Genomic DNA, 21,202 nt, shown 5'->3' on the forward strand with positions numbered 1-21,202 from the left:
GAATGCGCCTCCCCCGCCCCCTATCGAACATGCTCAAGCAGAGAACCCTGAAATCCCTGATTCGCGCTTCTGGTGTCGGCCTCCATGGCGGCGTCAAGGTGAACATGGCCCTGCGCCCGGCTGCTCCGGATACCGGCATCGTGTTCCGGCGCGTCGATCTGGCCGAGCCCGTGGATATTCCCGCCTCCGCCCTGCTGGTGGGCGATACCCGCATGTGCTCCTGCCTCGAACAGGAGGGCCCGGAGGGCAAGGTCAAGGTCGGCACCATCGAACACCTGATGTCGGCTCTGGCCGGCCTGGGCATCGACAATGCCTATATTGATCTCGATGCGCCGGAAGTGCCCATCCTGGACGGTTCCGCGGCCCCGTTCGTGTTCCTGATCCAGTCTGCCGGCATCGAAGTGCAGGCCGCGCCCAAGCGCTTCATCCGGGTCAAGCGCACGGTCGAGGTCAGCGACGGCGATAAATGGGCCCGTTTCGACCCTTATGACGGTTACCGCCTCGATTTTTCCATCGTCTTCAATCATCCCGCCATCGACAAATCCGCCCAGCGCGCCGTGATCGACTTTGCCGATAATTCCTATACCCGCGAGGTCGCTCGGGCCCGCACCTTTGGTTTCATGCAGGAAGTGGAGTGGCTGCGGGAAAACGGTCTGGCCCTGGGCGGCGGCCTGGAGAACGCCATCGTCCTCGATGAGTTCCGGGTCCTGAACGGGGATGGTCTGCGTTATGGCGATGAGTTCGTCAAACACAAGATTCTCGATGCGATAGGCGACCTGTACCTGATCGGTCATCCGCTCCTGGCCGCATTCACGGCCCATAAATCCGGCCACGGCCTCAACAACGCCCTGGCCCGGGCCCTGCTGGCCCAGCAGGAAGCCTGGGAATTCGTGACGTTCAGCGCCAGCGACGTGGTTTCCGAACGCATCCAGCGCTGGCTGGCCCAGACTGCCTGAGCGGCACAAATTCCATGTACGTCCTCAGAATCCTCGGCGTACTCCTGATCATCAGCGTCGGTTTCTGTTTCCTGATCCATGCATTGACCGGGCAGCGCCGCTATCTTGATGTTGCCGCTCGCCTGCTCAAATACAGCCTGATTTTTGCCCTGATTCTGTTTGCCCTGCTGTTCCTGGAGCGGGCGCTGCTGATTGCCTGATGGCGGCCCGATCCAGCAGATGGCGTAGGGCCTGAGCCAGGGGCGATTCCTTGGGCATGCTGTCGGCGCAGGCAGAAAGCACGCGAACGCTCTCGCATGACATGGGTTTGACGCTGGAAGTGGTTGATTGAGCAAGATTTTGAATGGGTTGAACTTTCACTTCTATCTGGTTACACTCCAGACCGATTTTCACAAAACTGTCCCGCAGGCGCAGGCTGATCTGCTTGAGTTTGGCGGCAACCGCGCCATTGGCGGCGTGAATGACGATCGTCCCCGATCGGTAATTGACCACCCGGGCATGCTCAGCCAGACCCGCCGGGACAGAGGCCGCAAAGCGCTGCTCCAGCCGCATGAGCAAGCGGGCGTGGGCCAGGACCCGGGCGGTCTGGTCCGAACGTTCGAGCAGTGTTTCGGGGGTAAGCATAGGAGGGTAGCCCGTGCAGATTATTCTGGTGTCCAGCCATTTCACGACGGCGAAGACGATCACCATCAGGATCCAGCATATTGTCGCAGTCTTTGTGATCTTTTTGGCCGCGGTGTGCTTCGGGTCGGCCATTCTTTCCTGGCTGACGATCCAGTTGCGCCTGCCGCTGGTACAGGAACTGGTGCTGTCCATGCAACGACAAGAAGCGCATCAGGCCGAGCGCTTCGTCAAGGACAACCTGCAGGTCATGGCGACCCGGCTGGGGGAAATGCAGGCCCGGATGGTGCAACTAGATGGGCTGGGCCGACGTCTTGCGGAAAAAGCCGGGACGGGGGGGCCACTCAGGAGAGGCACCGCCGCGCCGGACGAGCCTCAGGGCGGGCCGTTCATCCCGGCGCCGCTGAGCGAAGCGGCCTTGAGTCAGGAGATCGACCGTCTGGCTCAGGACATCGAGGCAAAGTCGAAGAGTCTTGCCGCCGTCGAGAACAGCCTGAGGGAAAACATGGTGCGCCGCGAGTTTCTGCCCACCACCCTGCCCGTGCTCGGTGGTGCCCGGCTCGGCTCGCCCTTCGGCCTCCGGCTGGATCCTTTCGGTCGCGGCCGCGCCATTCATGAAGGACTGGATTTCGTGGCGCCCCCTGGAACTCCGGTCGTGGCCGCAGCCGGGGGCGTGGTGGTGAATGCGGCCTATCACCCCGAGTTTGGCAATCTGGTGGAAATCAATCATGGCGGCGAACTGATGACCCGCTACGCCCACCTGGCGTCCATGGCGGTGGAGGTGGGGAGCGTCGTCCGCCGGGGTCAGAGGCTAGGGGCACTGGGCAGTACGGGGCGCTCCACGGGGCCGCACCTGCATTTTGAAGTCAAGGAAAACGGGCATCCCATTGATCCTGCTGTTTTCCTGGAGCGGCGACTGGCACGTAACGGCTGAATCATGCCGCCGCCGGCAAAAGGTGGCGGCTGTCCGTCATGCTAGAATCGGCACTTTGCTGCCCTAGGGCGCTCCGAGCGTGAAGCGATGATTTCCGGATTACTCAAAAAGATTTTTGGCAGCCGCAATGAGCGGCTGATCAAGCAATATTCCCAGACCGTCCGCCGCATCAATGAACTGGAGTCCGGGATTGCCGCGCTCTCCGACGATGCCCTCAGGGCCAGGACCGACGAGTTCCGCGACCGCCATGGTAAAGGCGAAAGCCTGGACGACTTGCTGCCCGAAGCCTTCGCCGTGGTGCGCGAGGCCAGCAAACGGGTGCTGGGCATGCGTCACTTCGACGTCCAGCTGATCGGCGGCATGGTGCTCCATGACGGCAAGATCGCCGAAATGCGTACCGGCGAAGGCAAGACCCTGGTGGCGACCCTGCCGGCCTACCTGAATGCCATTTCCGGCCAGGGCGTCCATGTCATCACGGTGAATGACTACCTGGCCAGCCGCGATGCAGAATGGATGGGGCGCCTGCACCGCTTCCTGGGCCTTTCGGTCGGCGTCAATCTCTCCCAGATGGACCATCAAGACAAGCAGGCGGCCTACGCGGCAGACATCACCTACGGCACCAACAACGAATTCGGCTTCGACTACCTGCGCGACAACATGGTCTACTCCGCCGCGGAGCGGGTGCAGCGGGGTCTCAATTACGCCATCGTGGACGAGGTGGATTCGATCCTCATCGACGAAGCCCGGACGCCGCTGATCATTTCCGGCCAGGCCGAGGATCACACCGAACTTTACCTGCGCATGAATGCCGTGGCGCCCATGCTGAGCCGCTGCGCCGAAGAAGAGGGCGAGGGCGACTACTGGGTCGATGAGAAGGGGCATCAGGTGCACCTGACCGAAGCGGGCCATGAGCACGCCGAAAACATTCTGGTGAATATGGGCCTGCTGCCCGATGGCCGCAGCCTCTATGAAGCCGCCAACATCACCCTGCTGCATCACCTGAACGCCGCCTTGCGGGCCCACACCCTGTTCCACAAGGATCAGCACTATGTGGTGCAGAACGGCGAAATCATCATCGTCGACGAATTCACCGGCCGCCTGATGGCCGGGCGGCGCTGGTCCGATGGCCTGCACCAGGCGGTGGAAGCCAAGGAAGGAGTGAGGATCCAGAACGAGAACCAGACCCTGGCCTCGATCACCTTCCAGAACTATTTCCGCATGTACGGCAAGCTCGCCGGCATGACCGGCACGGCGGATACCGAAGCCTACGAATTCCACCAGATCTACGGTCTGGAAACCGTGGTGATCCCCACCCACCGGCCCATGCAGCGCAAGGATCACAATGATCTGGTGTTCAAGACGGCCGACGAGAAACATGCCGCCATCGTTGCCGACGTGAAGGACTGCCATGACCGCGGTCAGCCCGTGCTGCTGGGCACCACCTCCATCGAATCTTCCGAACTGCTCTCCAGGCTGCTGGACAAGGAAAAGCTGCCACATCAGGTGCTCAACGCCAAGCAGCATGCCCGGGAAGCGGAAATCGTCGCCCAGGCCGGCCGTCCCGGCATGATCACCATCGCCACCAACATGGCCGGCCGCGGTACCGACATCGTGCTGGGCGGCAATATCGAGAAGCAGATCGCCGCGGTCGAAGCGGATGAATCCCTGTCCGAAGCCGACAAGGCCGCGCGCATCGCCGGGATGAAGGCCGAATGGCAGAAGGTGCATGATCAGGTGCTGGCTGCCGGTGGGCTGCACATCATCGCCTCCGAGCGCCATGAATCACGCCGCATCGACAACCAGTTGCGGGGCCGGGCCGGCCGCCAGGGGGATCCGGGCTCCTCCCGTTTCTACCTGTCGCTGGACGATTCCCTGCTGCGCATCTTTGCCGGTGAGCGGCTGCGCTCCATCATGGACAAGCTGAAAATGCCCGAAGGCGAGGCCATCGAGCATCCGCTGGTGACCCGCTCGCTCGAATCCGCCCAGCGCAAGGTGGAAGGCCGCAATTTCGATATCCGCAAGCAGTTGCTCGAATACGACGATGTCGCCAATGACCAGCGCAAGGTCATCTACGCCCAGCGCAACGAGCTCCTGGCCACCGAGGATATTTCTGAAACCATCACGGCCATGCGCCATGGGGTGCTCGAAGAACTGTTCCGTCAGTTCGTGCCGGCTGAATCGGTCGAAGAGCAGTGGGACATTGCGGGTCTGGAACGGGCGCTGGCGGGCGATTTCCTGGTCGAAGCGCCCATCACCGAGTGGATGAGCCGGGATTCGACGCTGACCGACACGGAAATCCTGGGCCGGCTGCTCAAGCTCACCGACGAGATTTACGAAGAGAAAGTGGCCCTGGTGGGCGCCGAGGCGTTCCACCACTTCGAGCGCAATGTCATGCTGCAGAGCCTCGATACCCACTGGCGCGAGCACCTGGCCGCCCTGGATCACCTGCGTCAGGGGATCCATCTGCGCGGCTACGCCCAGAAGAATCCCAAACAGGAATACAAGCGCGAAGCCTTCGAACTGTTCGAGGGGCTGCTCGATGCCATCCGCCGCGACGTCACCCGGGTGCTGATCACGGTCCATATCAGCACCCAGGCCGATGTGGAAGAAAGCGTTCCCCACCCTGACGTGGAGAACGTGCAGTATCACCACGCCGGCTATGACGAAGTGCTGGGCGGCGCTGCCGAAGCCGGTGAGGCCAAGCCTCAGCCGGTTCATGCCGACCCCAAGATCGGCCGCAACGATCCTTGCCCCTGTGGCAGCGGCAAGAAATACAAACACTGTCACGGAAAACTGGCTTGATCATCTCGCCTGAGCAAAAATCGGCGTCCGGCAGGGCGCCGATTTGTCATTGGCCGCCCCATCACATTGGCCGCCCATCACATTCCCTCTTTCACTCCGGAGTTCTCTCATGCCTGTGAATTACACCACGCCCGCCCCCGCCGCCCTGTACCCCATCGCCGGCGTCACCCTGGGGGTGGCCGAAGCTGAAATCCGCAAAAAGAATCGCAAGGACCTGACCCTGATCGCCCTGGAAGCGGGCGCCACGGTGGCCGGGGTATTCACCCGCAACCGCTTTTGCGCCGCCCCGGTACAGTTGTGCCGCCAGCACCTCGCGGCCGGCAAAGGCATCCGCGCCCTGGTGATCAACACCGGCATTGCCAATGCCGGCACCGGTGCGCCGGGCCGCGCGGCGGCCGAGACCTGCTGCGCGGCGGTGGGCCGACTGCTCGGCATCGCGCCCGAGCAGGTGCTCCCTTTTTCCACCGGGGTGATTCTCGAACCCTTGCCGGTCGAGCGCCTCACGGCGGCCTTGCCCGCCACCTTGGCCGACCTCGCGGCCGAGCACTGGCATGAAGCCGCCCATGCCATCATGACCACCGACACGGTGGCCAAGGCCGCCTCGCGCACGTTGCAAGTGGGCGGCAAGACCCTCACCATCACCGGCATCTCCAAGGGCGCCGGCATGATCAAGCCGAACATGGCCACCATGCTCGGCTTCATGGCCACCGACGCCGGCATCGCCCAGCCCCTGCTCGACGCCCTGGTGCAAGAAGCGGCGGATCAATCCTTCAACTGCATCACCGTGGATGGCGACACCTCCACCAATGATTCCTTCATCATGATCGCCAGCGGCAAGGGCGAACTCTCCTTCACCACCGGGCAGGAAGCCGGCTGGAGCGAAGTCAGGACCGCCCTGATCGACGTGGCCCGGGAACTGGCCCAGGCCATCGTCCGGGATGGGGAAGGGGCCACCAAGTTCATCACCGTGGCGGTGGAAGGCGGCAAGGACCGGGAAGAGTGCCGCCAGGTGGCCTACGCCATCGGCCAATCCCCGCTGGTGAAGACCGCCTTCTTCGCTTCCGACCCGAATCTGGGCCGCATCCTGGCGGCCGTCGGCTATGCCGGCATCGGCGATCTGGAAGTGGAAGGGGTCAAGGTCTGGCTGGAAGCGGCAGGTCAGCTTGCCCTGGTGTCCGAACTGGGCGGCCGGGCGGCGAGCTACAAGGAAGAAAGCGGGGCGGCGATCATGGCCGAGCCGGAAATCACCGTGCGGGTGCACCTGGGCCGGGGCGCCGCCGCCGCCACCGTCTATACCTGCGACCTCTCCTACGACTACGTCAAGATCAACGCCGACTACCGCTCCTAATGCAAGGTCCGGGGGATGGCGAGCACGAATTCGGGAATCGCGGCTGCGAAGGGGACGCCTTCTCCGGTCACCATCTGGTAAGTGCCGCGCATGGTGCCCACCGGAGTTGCAAGGACGCAGCCGCTGGTGTACTCGAAGCTTTCCCCGGGTTTGAGCAGGGGCTGGTTACCCACCACGCCCAGGCCTTTGACTTCCTGGATCTGCTCATTGCCGTCGGTGATGATCCAGTGCCGGGAAATCAACTGGGCGACCGCGCTGCCCTGGTTGGCAATCGTGACGGTGTAGGCGAATACATGGCGTTTGTTGTCCGCATCCGATTCCTCGGGGAGGTACTGGGTACGCACGCTGACGGCTATTTTCTGTTTGTCGCTCATGGGGAGGCCATTGTTCAAGTTTGAGGGTGGGGAGGCTAAAATGCCGGTCTTGTCGAAACCTTGGAAGCGCTCACCATGACCCGCCGGGATTTTCTCATCGCCCCCAGCATTCTATCGGCCAATTTTGCCAAACTGGGGGAGGAGGTGGTCAACGTCATCGCTTCCGGTGCCGACTGGATTCATTTTGACGTGATGGACAACCATTACGTTCCCAACCTCAGTATCGGCCCTCTGGTGTGCGAAGCCATCCGGCCCTGCACCGAGGCGCCCATCGACGTGCATCTGATGGTCAGGCCGGTGGATCGCCTGATCCCCGATTTCGCCCAGGCCGGGGCCGACATCATCACCTTCCACCCGGAAGCCTCCGAGCATGTGGACCGCAGTCTGGGCCTGATCCGCGACAGCGGCTGTCAGGCTGGCCTGGTGTTCAATCCGGCCACCTCCTTGCAGCATATGGATTACGTCATGGACAAGCTCGACGTGGTGTTGCTGATGAGTGTGAACCCCGGTTTCGGCGGCCAGTCCTTCATTCCCGCTACCCTCGCCAAGCTGGCCGAAGCCCGGGCCAGGCTCGATGCCTACGAGCGGGAAAGCGGCCGGCGCATCCGCCTGGAGGTGGATGGCGGCGTCAAGGTCAGCAATATCGCCCAGATCGCCCGGGCCGGTGCCGATGCCTTCGTGGCGGGCTCCGCCGTGTATGGCGCCGGCCAGGACAGCGACCCGCATCGTTACGATTCCGTCCTGGCCGCCCTGCGCGCCGAGCTGGGGAGGGCCTGACCATGAAGCTGCAATCCGTGACTTTCGACCTGGACGGAACCTTGCTGGATACGGCGCCGGACATCACCGTGGCCTGCAACCGCATGTTCCGCGCCATGGCCCTGCCAGAACGCAGTGAAGCCGAGATCCGCAATTTCGTCGGGCGGGGCATGGAAGAACTGGTCACCCGGTGCCTGACCGGGGAGGCACCGCCGGCCCCCGAGGCGGTGCAGACCGGGATGCAGTTCTTCCGGCAGTTCTACCAGGAACAGAATGGCCGGGCCGCGCGGCCCTATCCGGGCGTGCTGGAGGGGCTGCAAGCCTGGCAGGAGACGGGCCTGCCCCTGGCCGTGGTCACCAACAAGAGCCTGGCCTTCACGGCACCCCTGATGGAAATGACCGGCCTGGCCCGCTATTTCCGGTTTTACGTCGGCGGCGACAGCACGCCCTACAAGAAGCCCCATCCGGGACCGGTGCTACATGCCTGCGAGGTGCTGGGGGTGGCTCCCGAGGCCAATCTGCACATTGGCGATTCCCGCAACGATGTGGCGGCCGCCCGGGCCGCCGGCAGTCTGGCCTGGCTGGTGCCCTATGGCTACACGGAAGGCGAGCCGGTGGACAGTGTCGATTGCGATGCGCTAGTATCCGACCTCTCAGCCGCCCTGCGGCTGGCCCGATCCCTGATCTGATCCCCTCCGGACCGAGACCGCCTCGAGAACATGACGAACCTGCGTACCTGGCAACCCCGGCATAGCTGGCGCCTCTGGCGTCCGTGATCCTGCGCCGGGCCGCTTCCGGCAGGCAAGCTGTACGCAGCACCCACAGCACTCTTCGTCGTTTTTGTTTTTGCGAGGCTTTCCATGACTGAACAAGAATTCAACGCCCTGGCCGGGCAAGGCTATAACCGCATCCCGGTCAGCCTCGAGACCTTTGCCGATCTCGATACCCCCCTTTCCATTTACCTGAAGCTGGCCAACGGCCCCTGCACTTACCTGCTCGAATCCGTGCAAGGCGGTGAGCGCTTCGGCCGCTATTCCATCATCGGCCTCGCCAGCGCCCTGCCGACCCGGATCGCCGTGCGGGGCCGACAGGTGCAGGTGCTCCATGGCGCCACGGTGGTCGAACAGACCGAAGCCGTGAATCCCCTGGATTTCATCGCCGACTTCATGGCCCGCTTCAAGGCGCCCCCGTCTCCCGGCCTGCCCCGCTTCACCGGTGGCCTGGTGGGCTGCTTCGGCTACGACACGGTCCGCTATGTGGAGCCCCGGCTCGGCAAGGGGCCCTCGGCCGGCGATCTGGGCACGCCGGACATCCTGCTGCTGCTCTCGGAAGAGCTCGCGGTGGTCGACAACCTCTCGGGCAAGCTGACCCTGATCGTCTATGCCGAAGCGGGCCAGCCCGACGCCTTCCAGAAAGCCCGCGCCCGCCTCAAGGCCTTGCTGGTCCGGTTGCGTCAGCCGGTCACGGTGCCGGCGGAAACGCCCGTGGCCTCGGCGCCGGCCGTGTCCACCTTTGGCGAGGAAGCGTTCAAGGCCGCCGTCGTCAAGGTCAAGGACTACATCACCGAAGGCGATGTGATGCAGGTGGTGATTTCCCAGCGCATGGAAAAGCCCTTCGGTGCCAGCCCCATGGCGCTCTACCGGGCTCTGCGCAGCCTCAATCCTTCCCCTTACCTGTTCTATTTCGATTTCGGCGATTTTCATGTGGTGGGCTCCTCGCCGGAAATCCTGGTGCGCCTGGAAGAGCAGGGGACGGAGCACAAGGTCACCGTGCGCCCGATCGCCGGCACCCGCAAACGCGGCATCACGCCGGAAGAGGATGCCGCCCTGGCGGTGGAACTGCTGGCCGACCCCAAGGAACGGGCCGAGCATGTACAGCTGATGGATCTGGGCCGCAACGACTGCGGCCGGGTGGCCCAGGTGGGCAGCGTCCGGGTCACCGAGAACATGAGCATCGAGCGCTATTCGCATGTGATGCACATCGTTTCCAATGTCGAAGGCAAGCTGCAGCCGGGTCTGGGCGCCATGGACGTGCTCAAGGCCACCTTCCCGGCCGGCACGGTTTCCGGCGCCCCCAAGGTGCGCGCCATGGAAATCATCGACGAACTGGAGCCGGTCAAGCGCGGCCTCTACGCCGGCTCCGTCGGCTACCTGGGTTTCCACGGCGACATGGATGTGGCCATCGCCATCCGCACCGCGGTCATCAAGGATGGCAAACTGCACGTCCAGGCCGGCGCCGGCATCGTCGCCGACTCCAACCCCGAGGCCGAATGGGAAGAAACCCGCAACAAGGCCAGGGCCGTGCTCCGCGCCGCCGAACTGGCCGAAGCCGGTCTCGATACCTGCATGGATTGAACCTGTTTCCGGCAGTTGATCTCAGGTCAATCTGCGCGATGCCAGACTGGCAGCCCGTTTCAACGAATGAGCAGGAGTCACCTGATGGGTGAAGCCAAAAGGCGCGACAAAGCGGTACTGACGCAGGCCCAGCAGGCCATGGCCGTGGACAAGCGGGCGGCGCGCATTGCCCATATCCGGGCGGCCTTGCGCCATGTCCGCGCAGTTGCAAAGCCGTTGCCCCAGGCCAAGCGCTGGAAGGCGTGGGTGGACGATGGGGTGGCGAAAATCACCCGGCCGCCCCCGCCCTGGCTCCCCCCAGAGCCGCTCGCATTGACCGGGTAACGGCCGAATTCAGGTTTATCCCGGTTTGGGACTATAATCGCTGCATGAACATCGTCGCTGTCAAATTCCTCCGCGCCTTCTGGGAAAAACACCCGGATGCAGAGCAACCGCTCAAGTCTTGGGTGGATGAAGTCAAGCAGTCCACATGGACGCAACCCGCCGAGATCAAGGAACAATATCGAAGCGCGAGCATCCTCAAGAATCGCCGCGTGGTGTTCAATATCAAGGGCAACGATTATCGACTGGTGCTGTCCGTTGCCTACCACTACCAGGCGGTCTATGTGAAATTCATCGGCACCCACAAGGAATACGATGCCATAGACGCTGAAACTGTAGAGATGGAGGTCTGACATGGAAATTCGCCCGATCCGCACCGAAGAGGACTACCAGGCCGCGCTCTCTGAAGTCTCGGCCTACTTCGACACCGAACCCGCCCCCGGCACTCCCGATGGCGACCGCTTTGAAATCCTGCTGACGCTCGTGGAAGCCTACGAGGCCAAGCACTACCCGATTGACCTGCCCGATCCGGTCGAGGCCATCAAGTTTCGCATGGATCAGGCCGGGCTGACGCCTAAGGACTTGGTGCCCGCAATCGGCCGACTGAACCGCGTCTATGAGATTCTGAACCGCAAGCGCCCGCTGACGCTGAACATGATCTGGAAGCTACACGAGAAGCTGGGCATTCCGGCCGAGTGCCTTATCCAGCCCCCGAAGCGGCACATCGCGTCCTGATCTGGCCTGATCTGGCCTGATCTGGCCTTGTCCGGTTTTTGACGCGAGTAGGTCGTGCAGATGATAATCGCTCCTTCGTGCAACATTTTTTCCCTAGCCAACTGCGGCGAGGCGGGCATTCAACAAACAACCGGACACTTACCGGATAAAAATAGAGGCAGTCAGCGGCAATTGCCAATTAAATCAAAGGAATAGCTTAACTATGCTGCTGATGATCGACAACTACGACTCCTTCACCTACAACCTGGTGCAGTACTTCGGCGAGCTGGGGCAGGAGGTGCGGGTCTATCGCAACGACGCCATCACCCTGGACGGGATCGCAGCGCTTGATCCCCGCTATCTGGTGATTTCCCCCGGCCCCGCCACCCCGGCCCAGGCCGGCATTTCCCTCGCGGCGATCCGGGCCTTTGCCGGCAGGATTCCCATCCTCGGCGTCTGCCTCGGCCATCAGGCCATCGGTGAAGCCTTCGGCGGCAGGATCGTCCATGCCCGGCAGTTGATGCACGGCAAGGTCTCCCCGGTGCACCACAAGGACAGGGGCGTCTTCAAGGGCCTGCCCAATCCGCTTACCTGCACCCGTTACCATTCGCTCGCGATCGAGCGGGAGAGCTGCCCCGATTGCCTGGAGATCACCGCCTGGACCGAGGATGGCGAGATCATGGGGGTGCGCCACAAGACCCTGGCCGTGGAGGGGGTGCAGTTCCACCCGGAATCCATCCTCACCGAGCGCGGTCATGCGCTCCTTGCCAACTTTCTCGAGGAATTTGCCCGATGAACGCCGTCTTCAGCCCCAGGGAAGCCCTGCAGCGGGTCATCGAACACCGGGAAATCTTCTTTGACGAGATGGTTTCCCTGATGCGCCAGATCATGGGAGGGGAAGTGAGCCCCCTGATGATTGCCGCCGTCATCACCGGGCTCAGGGTCAAGAAGGAAACCATCGGCGAGATTGCCGCCGCCGCCAGCGTCATGCGCGAGCTATCGACCAAGGTGGAGCTCACCGATCTGAGCAAGGTGGTCGATACCTGCGGCACCGGCGGCGACGGGGCGCATACCTTCAACATTTCCACCGCCGCCATGTTCGTGGCCGCCGCCGGCGGTGCCCGCGTCGCCAAGCATGGCGGCCGCTCCGTTTCCTCCCAGTCGGGCAGTGCCGACGTGCTGGAGGCCCTGGGCGCCAACATCGACCTCGGTCCCCAACAGGTGGCGCAATGTATCGAAACGGTGGGGGTCGGCTTCATGTTCGCCCCCCACCACCACAGCGCCATGAAGCACGCCGCGCCGGTGCGCCGGGAAATGGGCGTGAAGACCCTCTTCAACATCCTCGGCCCCCTCACCAATCCGGCCGGCGCGCCGCAGCAGGTGATCGGCGTGTTCCACCCGGACCTGGTGGGCATCCTCGCCCGGGTGCTGCAGCGCCTGGGTAGCCACCGGGCCCTGACCGTGTTCGGCCGCGAGGGTTTGGATGAAATCTCGATCTCCGGCCCGACCTGGGTGGGCGAACTCAAGGATGGCGAGGTGAGCGAATACGAAATCAGCCCCGAGCAGTTCGACCTGGCGCGGCACGACCCCAAGACCCTCGAAGTCGCCCATGTCGAGGACTCCCGGGCGATGCTGCTCGCCGCCCTGGAAAACAAGGCGGGCGCCGCGCGCGACATCGTCGCCTTGAACGCCGCCGCCAGCCTCTATGTCACCGGCCAGGCCGAATCCCTGGAAGCCGGGGTGGAGCAAGCCCTCGACCTGATCGCCTCGGGCGCCGCCCGGGCCAAGGTCGATGAATTCGTCAGTTTCACGAGGCAATTCACATGAGCGACATTCTCGAGAAAATCATTGCCACCAAGCGCGAGGAAATCGCTTCGGCGCGTTACCGCCTGCCCCTGGAAGCAGTCCGGGACCGGGCTCGGGACCAGGCCCCGGCCCGGGATTTTGCCGGCGCCCTGCAAGGCCGCGCCGCTACCGGCAGGCCGGCGGTGATTGCGGAAATCAAGAAGGCGAGCCCCTCCAAAGGGGTGATCCGCCCGGATTTTCACCCCGCCGAAATCGCCGCGAGCTACGCGGTCCACGGCGCCACCTGCCTTTCCGTGCTCACCGACCGCCTCTATTTCCAGGGTTCCCCGGCTTACCTCGAAGCCGCCCGGGCCGCCTGCAGCCTGCCGGTGCTGAGAAAAGACTTCCTGGTGGATGCCTACCAGATCTTCGAGGCCCGCGCCATGGGCGCCGATGCCATCCTCCTGATCGTCGCCCAGCTCTCCCTGATGCAGATGCAGGATTTCGAAGGTCTGGCCCGGGAGCTGGGCATGGCGGTGCTGGTGGAGAGCCACGATGGCGAGGAACTGGAACTCGCCTTGCAGCTCAAGACCCCGCTGATCGGCATCAACAACCGCAATCTGCGCACCTTCGAAGTCAGCCTCGAGACCACCTTCGCGCAACTGCCGCGGATTCCCGCCGACCGGCTGGTCATCACCGAAAGCGGCATCTTGACGCCGGCAGACGTCAAGGCCATGCAGGCCAGGAATGTCCATGCCTTTTTGGTGGGCGAAGCCTTCATGCGCGCTCCCGATCCCGGGGTGGAACTGGAACGGCTGTTTGGCTGAGGCCGCGGACTTTACCCGCTTTCCCAAAAAAAACCCCGGTCAGGCCGGGGTTTCGTTTGTTGGCGGGATAGGGTGGCATAGGGTGGCATAGGGGTGGCATAGGGTGGCATAGGGCTTGTTTTTGGCGGCACAGGGCTCATTTTTCCACTTCATAGACCACGTCGGCCCGGCGGTTTTCGGCCCAGGAGGCTTCATCCTTACCCTTGAGCTTGGGACGGCTGTCGCCCAGGGTGATGGTCTTGACCTGCTTGTCGCTCGCGCCGTTGGCAAGGAGTGCATTCTTGACCGCGAGGGCACGGCGCATGCCCAGCACCCGGTTGTAATGACTGGAGCCGCGCTCGTCCGCATTGCCTTCCACCCGGACACGGGCCTGGGGGTGTTTGGCGAGATAGCGGCCGTGAGCGGCCAGGGCCGGGTTGAAATCAGGCTTGATGTCGTACTGGTCGAAATCGAAATAGACGCTGCGCTGGGTGCGCAGGCCTTCCTCGTCCATCTGGAGCCCTGCCTTGCCGGCGGAGCCACCTGCCTCGGCCACACCGTCCGTTCCGGCGGAGCCACCTGTCCCGGCCGCACCACCTGCCCCGGTGCCGCCTGCCCCGGTGCCGCCTGCCAAGCGTTCGAGTTCCGGGGGCACCGGCTGGCCCAGCAGGCCCGGGTGCACCTTGAAGGTGGCGGGCGGGATCACCTTGACGCTGTTGCTGGGGCGAGGGGTGGCGCAGGCGGCCAAAAAGAGCGCGGTGAGGGACAGAGCCAGGGTGGACGGGGAGGGGCGGGGCATGATCGACAGATAGTTGGGAGGCAGGGGCGGATGATAACGCGTCGGCGCCGACCTAGCCACAGGAAGGCAGGCCGGGGGCAATGATATAATCGTCCACCCCCAAAATGGCGACCCCATGGCAATTTTCACCCTCGGCATCAACCACCACTCGGCCCCCCTGGCGATCCGGGAACAGGTGGCTTTTCACGTCGATACCCTGCCTCAGGCCCTGTGCGCCCTGACCCGGGCCAGCTCCGTGCGGGAAGCTGCCATTCTGTCCACCTGCAACCGTACCGAACTCTACTGCGCCACCGAAAACCCGGAAGCCGCCGCCGAGTGGTTTGCCGAATATCACCAGCTGGAGCGGGACACGCTCAAGCCCTTCTTGTACACCTTGCCTTCCCGGGATGCGGTGCGCCATGCCTTCCGGGTCGCCAGCGGCCTGGATTCGATGGTGGTGGGCGAGGCCCAGATCCTCGGTCAGATGAAGGATGCGGTGCGTGTGGCCGAGTCGGCCGGCACCCTGGGCACTCACCTGCACAAGCTCTTCCAGCGCGCCTTTGCCGTGGCCAAGGAAGTCCGCAGCAGCACCGCCATCGGCGCCAGTACGGTATCCATGGCGGCGGCGGCGGTGCAGTTGGCGGAGCGGATTTTCGAATCCCTTGCCGACCAGAAGATCCTTTTCATCGGCGCAGGTGAAATGATCGAACTCTGCGCCACCCACTTTTGCGCCCGGCAGCCCCGCCAGGTGACCGTGGCCAATCGCACCGTGGAACGGGGGCGGGCCCTGGCCGACCGCCTGGGCGGCCAGGCCATCCGTCTCGACGAACTGGCCGATACCCTGGGCCAGTACGACATCGTGGTCTCCTGCACCGCCTCGCCCCTGCCCATCATCGGCCTTGGCATGGTGGAACGGGCGATCAAGGCGCGCCGGCACCGGCCGATGTTCATGGTGGATCTGGCCGTGCCGCGCGACATCGAGCCCGAGGTCGGAGAACTGGGCGACGTGTTCCTGTACACCGTGGATGACCTCGCCCAGGTGGTGGCCACGGGAATGGAATCACGCCAGGCGGCCGTGCTCCAGGCCGAAGCCATCATCGACACCCAGGTCGACAGCTTCCTGCACTGGATGGCCTCCCGGGATACCGTGCCCCTGATCCGGGGGCTGCGGGATGCCGCCGAGCGCGCCCGCCGCCATGAGCTGGACCATGCCATGAAGCGCCTGGCCGCGGGGGACAGCCCGGAAAAAGTGCTGGAACAACTTTCCCTGCGCCTCACCAACAAATTCCTCCACGCCCCCACCCAGGCCCTGCAGCTGAGCGATGCGGAGACCCGCAAGGATCTGCAGGAAGCAGCATCGCGGCTCTTTCATCTGCACCCGGACGCCTCCGCCGGACATTGATCTTTGGGGCATGGCAAAGGCCAATAGCCAGGATCTATTCACGGTTTATTCACAAACCATTGGCCTTACGGCCGCTGCAGGCCTAGATTGTCATCCCGGAAAGAAATGCTGCGTGGGGCGGGAAACCGGCCGTTCCATCTGGCGTGAATCCAGCCCTCGATGGCCCGAACGACCGGGTCGTCACGAACCCCACCCCAAGAGGAAAGCAAAATGAGCGAGAGCACCCCCCCCGCCGGCAAATGCCCGGTCATGCACGGTGGCAACACCGTCGTCAGCCGTTCGGTGATGGCCTGGTGGCCCAAGGCCCTGAACCTGGACATCCTGCACCAGCACGATCGCAAGACGAACCCGCTCGGCCCCGATTTCGATTACCGCGCCGAGGTCGAAAAACTCGACTACGAGGCAGTAAAGCAGGACCTCAGCGCCCTGATGACCGACAGCCAGCCCTGGTGGCCGGCCGACTGGGGCCACTACGGCGGCCTGATGATCCGCATGGCCTGGCACTCGGCCGGCACCTACCGGATCGCCGATGGCCGCGGCGGCGCCGGTACCGGCAACCAGCGCTTCGCCCCGCTCGATTCCTGGCCGGACAACGCCAACCTGGACAAGGCCCGGCGCCTGCTCTGGCCGATCAAGAAAAAATACGGCAACAAGCTGTCCTGGGCCGACCTGATCATCCTGGCCGGCAACGTCGCCTATGAATCCATGGGCTTCAAGACCTTCGGCTTTGCCTTTGGCCGGGAAGACATCTGGCACCCCGAGAAGGACATCTACTGGGGTTCCGAACAGGAATGGCTGGCCCCGAGCGGCAGCGAAGGCAGCCGTTATCATGGTGAGCGCGATCTGGAAAACCCCCTCGCCGCCGTGATGATGGGCCTCATCTATGTGAACCCGGAAGGGGTGGATGGCAAGCCCGATCCCCTGAAAACCGCCCAGGACATGCGCGTCACCTTTGCCCGCATGGCCATGGACGATGAGGAAACGGTCGCCCTCACCGCCGGCGGCCACACCGTCGGCAAGGCCCACGGCAACGGCAGCGCCGCCAACCTCGGCCCCGCCCCGGAAGGCGCCGAGGTGGAGGAACAGGGCCTGGGCTGGATCAACCACAAAACCCGCGGCATCGGCCGGGATACCGTCACCAGCGGCATCGAAGGTGCCTGGACGACGCATCCGACGAAGTGGGACAACGGCTACTTCGAGATGCTCTTCAAGCACGACTGGTGGCTGCAGAAATCCCCGGCCGGGGCCTGGCAGTGGGAGCCGGTCGTAATCGCGCCCGAGGAGATGCCGGCGGACGTGGAAGACCCCTCCCGCCGCACGAAGCCGATCATGACGGACGCCGACATGGCGCTCAAGTTCGACCCCGAATACCGCAAGATCGCCGAGCGTTTTTACAAGGACCCGGCCGCCTTTGAGGCCGCCTTCGCGCGCGCCTGGTTCAAGCTCACGCACCGGGACATGGGCCCCAAGAGCCGCTACCTCGGCCCCTATGTGCCCGCCGAAGACCTGATCTGGCAAGATCCCGTGCCTCCCGGCAACACGGCCTATGACGTCGCCGCCGTCAAGGCGAAGATCGCCGCCGCCGGCCTTGCCCTGAGCGACAGGGTGGCGACCGCCTGGGATAGCGCCCGCACCTTCCGCGGTTCCGACAAGCGGGGCGGCGCCAACGGCGCCCGCATCCGCCTCGCCCCGCAAAAGGACTGGGAAGGCAACGAGCCCGCCCGCCTCGCCCGGGTGCTGGGCGTCTATGAAACGATCGCCGCCGAGACCGGCGCGAGCGTTGCCGACGTGATCGTGCTGGGCGGCAATGTCGGGCTGGAGGAGGCCATCCAGGCGGCCGGCTTGGCGGTGGAGGTGCCCTTTGCCCCCGGCCGGGGCGATGCCCGCCAGGACCAGACCGACGTGGCGTCGTTCGAAGTCCTGGAACCCCTGGCGGACGGCTTTCGCAACTGGCAAAAGCAGGACTACGCCGTCCAGCCCGAGGAGATGCTGCTCGACCGTGCCCAGCTCCTGCGCCTCACCGCCTGTGAAATGACCGCCCTCGTCGGCGGCCTCAGGGTGCTCGGCGCCAACCATGGCGGCAGCCCGCATGGGGTCTTTACCGACCGGGTCGGAACGCTCTCCAACGACTTCTTCGTCAATCTCACCGACATGGCCTATCGCTGGGAGCCGACCGGGCGCAACCGCTACGCCATCGTCGATCGCCAAAGCGGCAAGACGAAGTGGACGGCGACCCGGGTCGATCTGGTGTTTGGCTCCAACTCGGTGCTGCGGGCCTATGCCGAGGTCTATGCCCAGGACGACAACCAGGAGAAATTCGTGCGCGACTTCGTCGCCGCCTGGACCAAGGTGATGCACGCCGACCGTTTCGACCTGGCGGCCTGATCCCCCCACGGCAAAGCCCCCCAGGTAGCGGCACTGCTTGGGGGGCTTGCAGAAAAAACAGCGGGGGATCCGGGAGAAGTCCCTGGCTTTGCGCCAGGCCTTTGCGCCAGGAATTTGCGCCAGGAATTTGCGCCTGACCGAGGCGCTCCGGCATCTGCTCCGTACCTGCTCCGTACCTGCTCCGTACCCACATTGGTCCCGAATGACAGGATAGCTGCAACCGATGCGCCAATCCGGGGTCCAACTCAGATGCCTTGCCATCGTGGCCGGCATTTTCTCCGGGAAGATACCGCCATGGAACACACGCAACACGACCTGAGCCATCTCTTTGCGCAACTGGGCCGGCCCAATGGAGCGGCCGAGATTGCCAGCTTCATCGCGGCGCACCGCCCCTTGCCGGGCGGAACCGAGCTGCATGATGCCGCTTTCTGGTCTTCCTCCCAAGCCCTGTTTCTCTGCGAAGCGATCGGCGATGATGCCGATTGGGCCCAGGTGGCCGAACGGCTCAATGGGGAACTGCACGCCGAAAAATGAACGCCCGGCAGAAAAAAGCCGGTTAGGAAACGACGGTTAGGAAACGACGGCCTGGAAACGACGGCCTGGAAACGACGGCTTGGAAACGACGGCCTGGAACCGCCGGGGATGACGCTGGAGAGCCAGGCCCGGCGTTATGATCGGCATGGTGTGATTCAGCTCTCTCGCCGCGCAGGCCAGGCCGGGGCGCGGTAGCGGTTGATGGTGGCGCGGGTTTCCTCGGCGGCCTTGCGGGCGGCGCTGGCGAAGTCTTCGCCCGCCCCGGCGTAGAGGATGGCCCGCGAGGAGTTGAGCATCAGCCCGGTGCCGCCCAGGGTGCGGCCGGCCTTCACCGTGGCTTCGATGTCTCCCCCCTGGGCGCCGATGCCGGGGACGAGCAGCGGCATGATGCCGGTGAGTTCGCGCACCCGGGCGATTTCCGCCGGGTAAGTGGCGCCCACCACCAGGGCGCACTGGCCGGTGCGGTTCCATTCGTCCGCCACCAGCCGGGCCACCCGCTCGAACAGTTTTTCGCCGCCGCCGACATCGAGGAACTGCAGGTCGCTGCCGCCGGGGTTGGAGGTGCGGCAAAGCAGGATCACCCCCTTCTCCGGGTAGGCCAGATAGGGCTCGACGGAATCCCGGCCCATGTAGGGGTTGACCGTGATGGCATCGGCGCGAAAGCGCTCGAAGGCTTCGAGGGCATATTGCTCGGCGGTGCTGCCGATGTCGCCCCGCTTGGCATCGAGGATCACCGGGATGCCCGGATGGCGGTCATGGATGTGGGCGATCAGGGCTTCCAGCGCGTCTTCGGCGCGGTGGGCGGCGAAGTAGGCGATCTGGGGCTTGAAGCAGCACACCAGATCGGCGGTGGCATCGACGATGCTCCGGCAGAATTCGAAGATGGCATCGGCGCGGCCGGCGAGGTGAGGGGGGAACCGGGCCGGGTCGGGGTCGAGGCCGACACAGAGCAGGGAATCGTTGTTCTGCCAGGCGGCGGCGAGGGATTCGATGAAGGTCATGGGCATTTGTTTTGCGCGAGAAAGCGGGAGAAGGCGTCTGGCAACAGGCAGGTCTGCAGGCTGCGCTGGGTAAACAGGAAACGGCCGTCGCAGATGAAGCCCAGTTCCTGCCAATCCACCTCCCGGTTCAACATCCCCACGGCCTGGATCAGGTCGCGGCGGGAGAGGTCGGGGTTCCTCGGAAAGAGGGCCAGGATGGAGCCGTCGAAATGGGGCGATGGGTGCAGGAAGAAGGGTTCCGGCCGGCGGGTCCGGCCATTGACATAGATGCGCGGCCGGTCATTGCGGGGATAGGCCCGGCCCCATTGCCACCAGTTTTCTTCATCGAAGTACCGCACCCGCCGGGCGAGCAGGCGCTCCTTGTGGGCTTCGAGGTGGGGGTGGCGCAGGCCGTAGATCATGCGCCGGGTCTCGCCCGTGTCCACGGTGCGGGAACAGACGAACTCGAGGTTACCCTCCGGATGGGTGAAGATGTCATCCGCCCCGGAAACCCCGCCCACCCGGACCTCGAACAAGTCGGCAAGCGGCAGGCGGTAATCCTCGCGCAGGAACATCAACTGCCCATTCACCTCGGTAAAGCGGCGGCCATCATTCAGGGTGCGATCCGTTCGCCCCTTTTCGAACCGGAAGATGGCGCAATTGGGCACATAGGGGCCGAAGATGCGGCCGTCTCCGGTTTCGAGAAAATCGGTGATGCTGCCCTCACGATGGAGCCAGGCATTGAGTTTTCTCGCCGCCGTGAGTTTGACGAACTCCCTTGGCACGATGAACACCAGCTCGCCACCCGGCTTCAGGTGGCGTACGCACTTCTCGATGAAGAACAGGAACAGATTGCTGCGCGCATCGAAGTGCGCCATGGGCAAGAGCGCGCGGGTGGATTCGGGAATGTCCTGGAAGCGCACATAGGGCGGATTGCCGATGATGGTCTCGAACTGCTCCGTGCTGGGATAGGCAAAGAAATCCTGCACCAGGGCGCCTTCGGGTGCCACCTTTGGGTCGATCTCGATGCCAACAACGTCCCGTCCCTTGTCTTGCAAGGCTTTCAGGAAGGCCCCCGCTCCCGCCGAGGGCTCCAGCACCCGCCCCTCGTTACGGCACAGGCTGAGCATGAGGCCCACTACGCCGGGGGGCGTGAACACCTGGCCAAGCTCTACGACGTCGCGGTTTGACATGAAAGCGGGGGGAGGGAAAGCCGGAAAGGGCCGCCATTTTCGCACTCCTGGCAAGCCGGGCCAAACGGCGATCTCGTCGCGGGGATTGGTTCGTACCCGCTCCGGCTCGCTGGAGCCGTCTGGCAGGGGGCGAGGGGCTGGCACAGCAGCGGAAAGAAG

The 21,202-nt window shown here is 64.1% G+C and carries 21 protein-coding genes; 16 read left to right on the forward strand and 5 right to left on the reverse strand.

Features of this window, described 5'->3' with window-relative positions:
* The first annotated feature begins 29 nt into the window (after window positions 1-29).
* The gene (gene lpxC / locus WBH99_RS09840; RefSeq protein ID WP_424219935.1) at window positions 30-956 is read left to right on the forward strand and encodes a UDP-3-O-acyl-N-acetylglucosamine deacetylase; all 927 of its coding nucleotides are present in this window, start codon (window positions 30-32) and stop codon (window positions 954-956) included.
* Between the two features lie 126 nt (window positions 957-1,082).
* Here lpxC and WBH99_RS09845 read toward each other — a convergent pair whose 3' ends face one another.
* On the reverse strand, window positions 1,083-1,580 hold the full coding sequence (locus WBH99_RS09845; RefSeq protein WP_424219903.1) for a DciA family protein: 498 nt from the start codon (window positions 1,578-1,580) through the stop codon (window positions 1,083-1,085).
* Window positions 1,581-1,593: 13 nt separating this feature from the next.
* Between WBH99_RS09845 and WBH99_RS09850 the strand changes: the two genes are divergently transcribed.
* The 3 genes from WBH99_RS09850 (at window position 1,594) to argJ (ending at window position 6,661) form a co-directional block, all read left to right on the forward strand.
* Window positions 1,594-2,511, forward strand: a complete 918-nt coding sequence (locus tag WBH99_RS09850; protein ID WP_424219904.1) for a M23 family metallopeptidase — start codon at window positions 1,594-1,596, stop codon at window positions 2,509-2,511.
* 87 nt (window positions 2,512-2,598) lie between these two features.
* Window positions 2,599-5,313, forward strand: a complete 2,715-nt coding sequence (gene secA, locus WBH99_RS09855) for a preprotein translocase subunit SecA (RefSeq protein WP_424219905.1) — start codon at window positions 2,599-2,601, stop codon at window positions 5,311-5,313.
* Between the two features lie 109 nt (window positions 5,314-5,422).
* Window positions 5,423-6,661: a bifunctional glutamate N-acetyltransferase/amino-acid acetyltransferase ArgJ gene (gene argJ, locus WBH99_RS09860; RefSeq protein ID WP_424219906.1), complete on the forward strand. Its 1,239-nt coding sequence runs from the start codon at window positions 5,423-5,425 to the stop codon at window positions 6,659-6,661.
* On the opposite strand, the gene apaG is transcribed toward argJ, so the two are convergent.
* Complete coding sequence (gene apaG, locus WBH99_RS09865; RefSeq protein ID WP_424219907.1) at window positions 6,658-7,035, reverse strand: Co2+/Mg2+ efflux protein ApaG; 378 nt, start codon at window positions 7,033-7,035, stop codon at window positions 6,658-6,660. The two genes, argJ and apaG, sit on opposite strands and share 4 nt — an antisense overlap.
* Window positions 7,036-7,110: 75 nt before the next feature.
* Here apaG and rpe point away from each other — a divergent pair, with 75 nt between their 5' ends.
* The 9 genes from rpe to trpC all read left to right on the forward strand — a co-directional run bounded on the left by rpe (window position 7,111) and on the right by trpC (window position 13,792).
* Window positions 7,111-7,812: a ribulose-phosphate 3-epimerase gene (rpe, locus tag WBH99_RS09870; RefSeq protein ID WP_424219908.1), complete on the forward strand. Its 702-nt coding sequence runs from the start codon at window positions 7,111-7,113 to the stop codon at window positions 7,810-7,812.
* Window positions 7,813-7,814: 2 nt separating this feature from the next.
* A complete protein-coding gene (locus WBH99_RS09875; protein ID WP_424219909.1) occupies window positions 7,815-8,480 on the forward strand; it encodes a phosphoglycolate phosphatase in 666 nt (221 codons plus the stop codon).
* A 171-nt stretch (window positions 8,481-8,651) separates the two neighbouring features.
* On the forward strand, window positions 8,652-10,145 hold the full coding sequence (trpE, locus tag WBH99_RS09880) for an anthranilate synthase component I (protein ID WP_424219910.1): 1,494 nt from the start codon (window positions 8,652-8,654) through the stop codon (window positions 10,143-10,145).
* 84 nt (window positions 10,146-10,229) lie between these two features.
* Window positions 10,230-10,469, forward strand: coding sequence for a hypothetical protein (locus tag WBH99_RS09885; protein WP_424219911.1), 240 nt, complete (start codon window positions 10,230-10,232; stop codon window positions 10,467-10,469).
* Between the two features lie 44 nt (window positions 10,470-10,513).
* Window positions 10,514-10,819 (forward strand): type II toxin-antitoxin system HigB family toxin, encoded by a 306-nt coding sequence (locus WBH99_RS09890; protein ID WP_424219912.1) that lies wholly within the window; start codon window positions 10,514-10,516, stop codon window positions 10,817-10,819.
* 1 nt (window position 10,820) lies between these two features.
* Window positions 10,821-11,201: a helix-turn-helix domain-containing protein gene (locus tag WBH99_RS09895; protein WP_424219913.1), complete on the forward strand. Its 381-nt coding sequence runs from the start codon at window positions 10,821-10,823 to the stop codon at window positions 11,199-11,201.
* Between the two features lie 202 nt (window positions 11,202-11,403).
* The gene (locus WBH99_RS09900; RefSeq protein ID WP_424219914.1) at window positions 11,404-11,976 is read left to right on the forward strand and encodes an aminodeoxychorismate/anthranilate synthase component II; all 573 of its coding nucleotides are present in this window, start codon (window positions 11,404-11,406) and stop codon (window positions 11,974-11,976) included.
* Window positions 11,973-13,007, forward strand: a complete 1,035-nt coding sequence (gene trpD / locus WBH99_RS09905) for an anthranilate phosphoribosyltransferase (protein ID WP_424219915.1) — start codon at window positions 11,973-11,975, stop codon at window positions 13,005-13,007. The genes WBH99_RS09900 and trpD overlap by 4 nt, the downstream gene beginning before the upstream one ends.
* Window positions 13,004-13,792 (forward strand): indole-3-glycerol phosphate synthase TrpC, encoded by a 789-nt coding sequence (gene trpC / locus WBH99_RS09910; protein ID WP_424219916.1) that lies wholly within the window; start codon window positions 13,004-13,006, stop codon window positions 13,790-13,792. Before trpD ends, trpC begins: the two co-directional genes overlap by 4 nt.
* Window positions 13,793-13,928: 136 nt before the next feature.
* Here the strand turns inward: trpC and WBH99_RS09915 are convergent, their stop codons facing one another.
* Window positions 13,929-14,570, reverse strand: a complete 642-nt coding sequence (locus tag WBH99_RS09915; RefSeq protein WP_424219917.1) for an OmpA family protein — start codon at window positions 14,568-14,570, stop codon at window positions 13,929-13,931.
* 115 nt (window positions 14,571-14,685) lie between these two features.
* On the opposite strand from WBH99_RS09915, the gene hemA reads away from it, so the two are divergent.
* The 3 genes from hemA to WBH99_RS09930 all read left to right on the forward strand — a co-directional run bounded on the left by hemA (window position 14,686) and on the right by WBH99_RS09930 (window position 18,870).
* Window positions 14,686-15,951: a glutamyl-tRNA reductase gene (gene hemA / locus WBH99_RS09920; protein WP_424219918.1), complete on the forward strand. Its 1,266-nt coding sequence runs from the start codon at window positions 14,686-14,688 to the stop codon at window positions 15,949-15,951.
* A 210-nt stretch (window positions 15,952-16,161) separates the two neighbouring features.
* Complete coding sequence (katG, locus tag WBH99_RS09925; RefSeq protein ID WP_424219919.1) at window positions 16,162-18,336, forward strand: catalase/peroxidase HPI; 2,175 nt, start codon at window positions 16,162-16,164, stop codon at window positions 18,334-18,336.
* A gap of 294 nt (window positions 18,337-18,630) precedes the next feature.
* Window positions 18,631-18,870, forward strand: a complete 240-nt coding sequence (locus tag WBH99_RS09930) for a DUF2789 family protein (protein WP_424219920.1) — start codon at window positions 18,631-18,633, stop codon at window positions 18,868-18,870.
* Window positions 18,871-19,025: 155 nt separating this feature from the next.
* Here the strand turns inward: WBH99_RS09930 and pyrF are convergent, their stop codons facing one another.
* Both pyrF and WBH99_RS09940 read right to left on the reverse strand, forming a co-directional pair.
* Complete coding sequence (gene pyrF, locus WBH99_RS09935; protein WP_424219921.1) at window positions 19,026-19,871, reverse strand: orotidine-5'-phosphate decarboxylase; 846 nt, start codon at window positions 19,869-19,871, stop codon at window positions 19,026-19,028.
* Window positions 19,868-21,043 carry an Eco57I restriction-modification methylase domain-containing protein gene (locus WBH99_RS09940; protein ID WP_424219922.1) on the reverse strand — a complete coding sequence of 392 codons (1,176 nt, stop codon included), beginning with the start codon at window positions 21,041-21,043 and terminating at the stop codon, window positions 19,868-19,870. The genes pyrF and WBH99_RS09940 overlap by 4 nt, the downstream gene beginning before the upstream one ends.
* Between the last annotated feature and the right edge of the window lie 159 nt (window positions 21,044-21,202).

The sequence above is a fragment of the Azovibrio sp. genome (genome assembly GCF_049658005.1).
In the GTDB taxonomy this organism is placed as follows: Bacteria; Pseudomonadota; Gammaproteobacteria; order Burkholderiales; family Rhodocyclaceae; genus Azovibrio.

Excerpts from the sequence above, each read along its gene's own strand:
- lpxC (WP_424219935.1), top strand. The coding sequence starts at position 30 with ATGCTCAAGCAGAGAACCCTGAAATCCCTGATTCGCGCTTCTGGTGTC.
- WBH99_RS09845 (WP_424219903.1), bottom strand. The coding sequence starts at position 1,580 with ATGCTTACCCCCGAAACACTGCTCGAACGTTCGGACCAGACCGCCCGG.
- secA (WP_424219905.1), top strand. The coding sequence starts at position 2,599 with ATGATTTCCGGATTACTCAAAAAGATTTTTGGCAGCCGCAATGAGCGG.
- argJ (WP_424219906.1), top strand. The coding sequence starts at position 5,423 with ATGCCTGTGAATTACACCACGCCCGCCCCCGCCGCCCTGTACCCCATC.
- apaG (WP_424219907.1), bottom strand. The coding sequence starts at position 7,035 with ATGAGCGACAAACAGAAAATAGCCGTCAGCGTGCGTACCCAGTACCTC.
- rpe (WP_424219908.1), top strand. The coding sequence starts at position 7,111 with ATGACCCGCCGGGATTTTCTCATCGCCCCCAGCATTCTATCGGCCAAT.
- WBH99_RS09875 (WP_424219909.1), top strand. The coding sequence starts at position 7,815 with ATGAAGCTGCAATCCGTGACTTTCGACCTGGACGGAACCTTGCTGGAT.
- trpE (WP_424219910.1), top strand. The coding sequence starts at position 8,652 with ATGACTGAACAAGAATTCAACGCCCTGGCCGGGCAAGGCTATAACCGC.
- WBH99_RS09885 (WP_424219911.1), top strand. The coding sequence starts at position 10,230 with ATGGGTGAAGCCAAAAGGCGCGACAAAGCGGTACTGACGCAGGCCCAG.
- WBH99_RS09890 (WP_424219912.1), top strand. The coding sequence starts at position 10,514 with ATGAACATCGTCGCTGTCAAATTCCTCCGCGCCTTCTGGGAAAAACAC.
- WBH99_RS09895 (WP_424219913.1), top strand. The coding sequence starts at position 10,821 with ATGGAAATTCGCCCGATCCGCACCGAAGAGGACTACCAGGCCGCGCTC.
- WBH99_RS09900 (WP_424219914.1), top strand. The coding sequence starts at position 11,404 with ATGCTGCTGATGATCGACAACTACGACTCCTTCACCTACAACCTGGTG.
- trpD (WP_424219915.1), top strand. The coding sequence starts at position 11,973 with ATGAACGCCGTCTTCAGCCCCAGGGAAGCCCTGCAGCGGGTCATCGAA.
- trpC (WP_424219916.1), top strand. The coding sequence starts at position 13,004 with ATGAGCGACATTCTCGAGAAAATCATTGCCACCAAGCGCGAGGAAATC.
- WBH99_RS09915 (WP_424219917.1), bottom strand. The coding sequence starts at position 14,570 with ATGCCCCGCCCCTCCCCGTCCACCCTGGCTCTGTCCCTCACCGCGCTC.
- hemA (WP_424219918.1), top strand. The coding sequence starts at position 14,686 with ATGGCAATTTTCACCCTCGGCATCAACCACCACTCGGCCCCCCTGGCG.
- katG (WP_424219919.1), top strand. The coding sequence starts at position 16,162 with ATGAGCGAGAGCACCCCCCCCGCCGGCAAATGCCCGGTCATGCACGGT.
- WBH99_RS09930 (WP_424219920.1), top strand. The coding sequence starts at position 18,631 with ATGGAACACACGCAACACGACCTGAGCCATCTCTTTGCGCAACTGGGC.
- pyrF (WP_424219921.1), bottom strand. The coding sequence starts at position 19,871 with ATGACCTTCATCGAATCCCTCGCCGCCGCCTGGCAGAACAACGATTCC.
- WBH99_RS09940 (WP_424219922.1), bottom strand. The coding sequence starts at position 21,043 with ATGTCAAACCGCGACGTCGTAGAGCTTGGCCAGGTGTTCACGCCCCCC.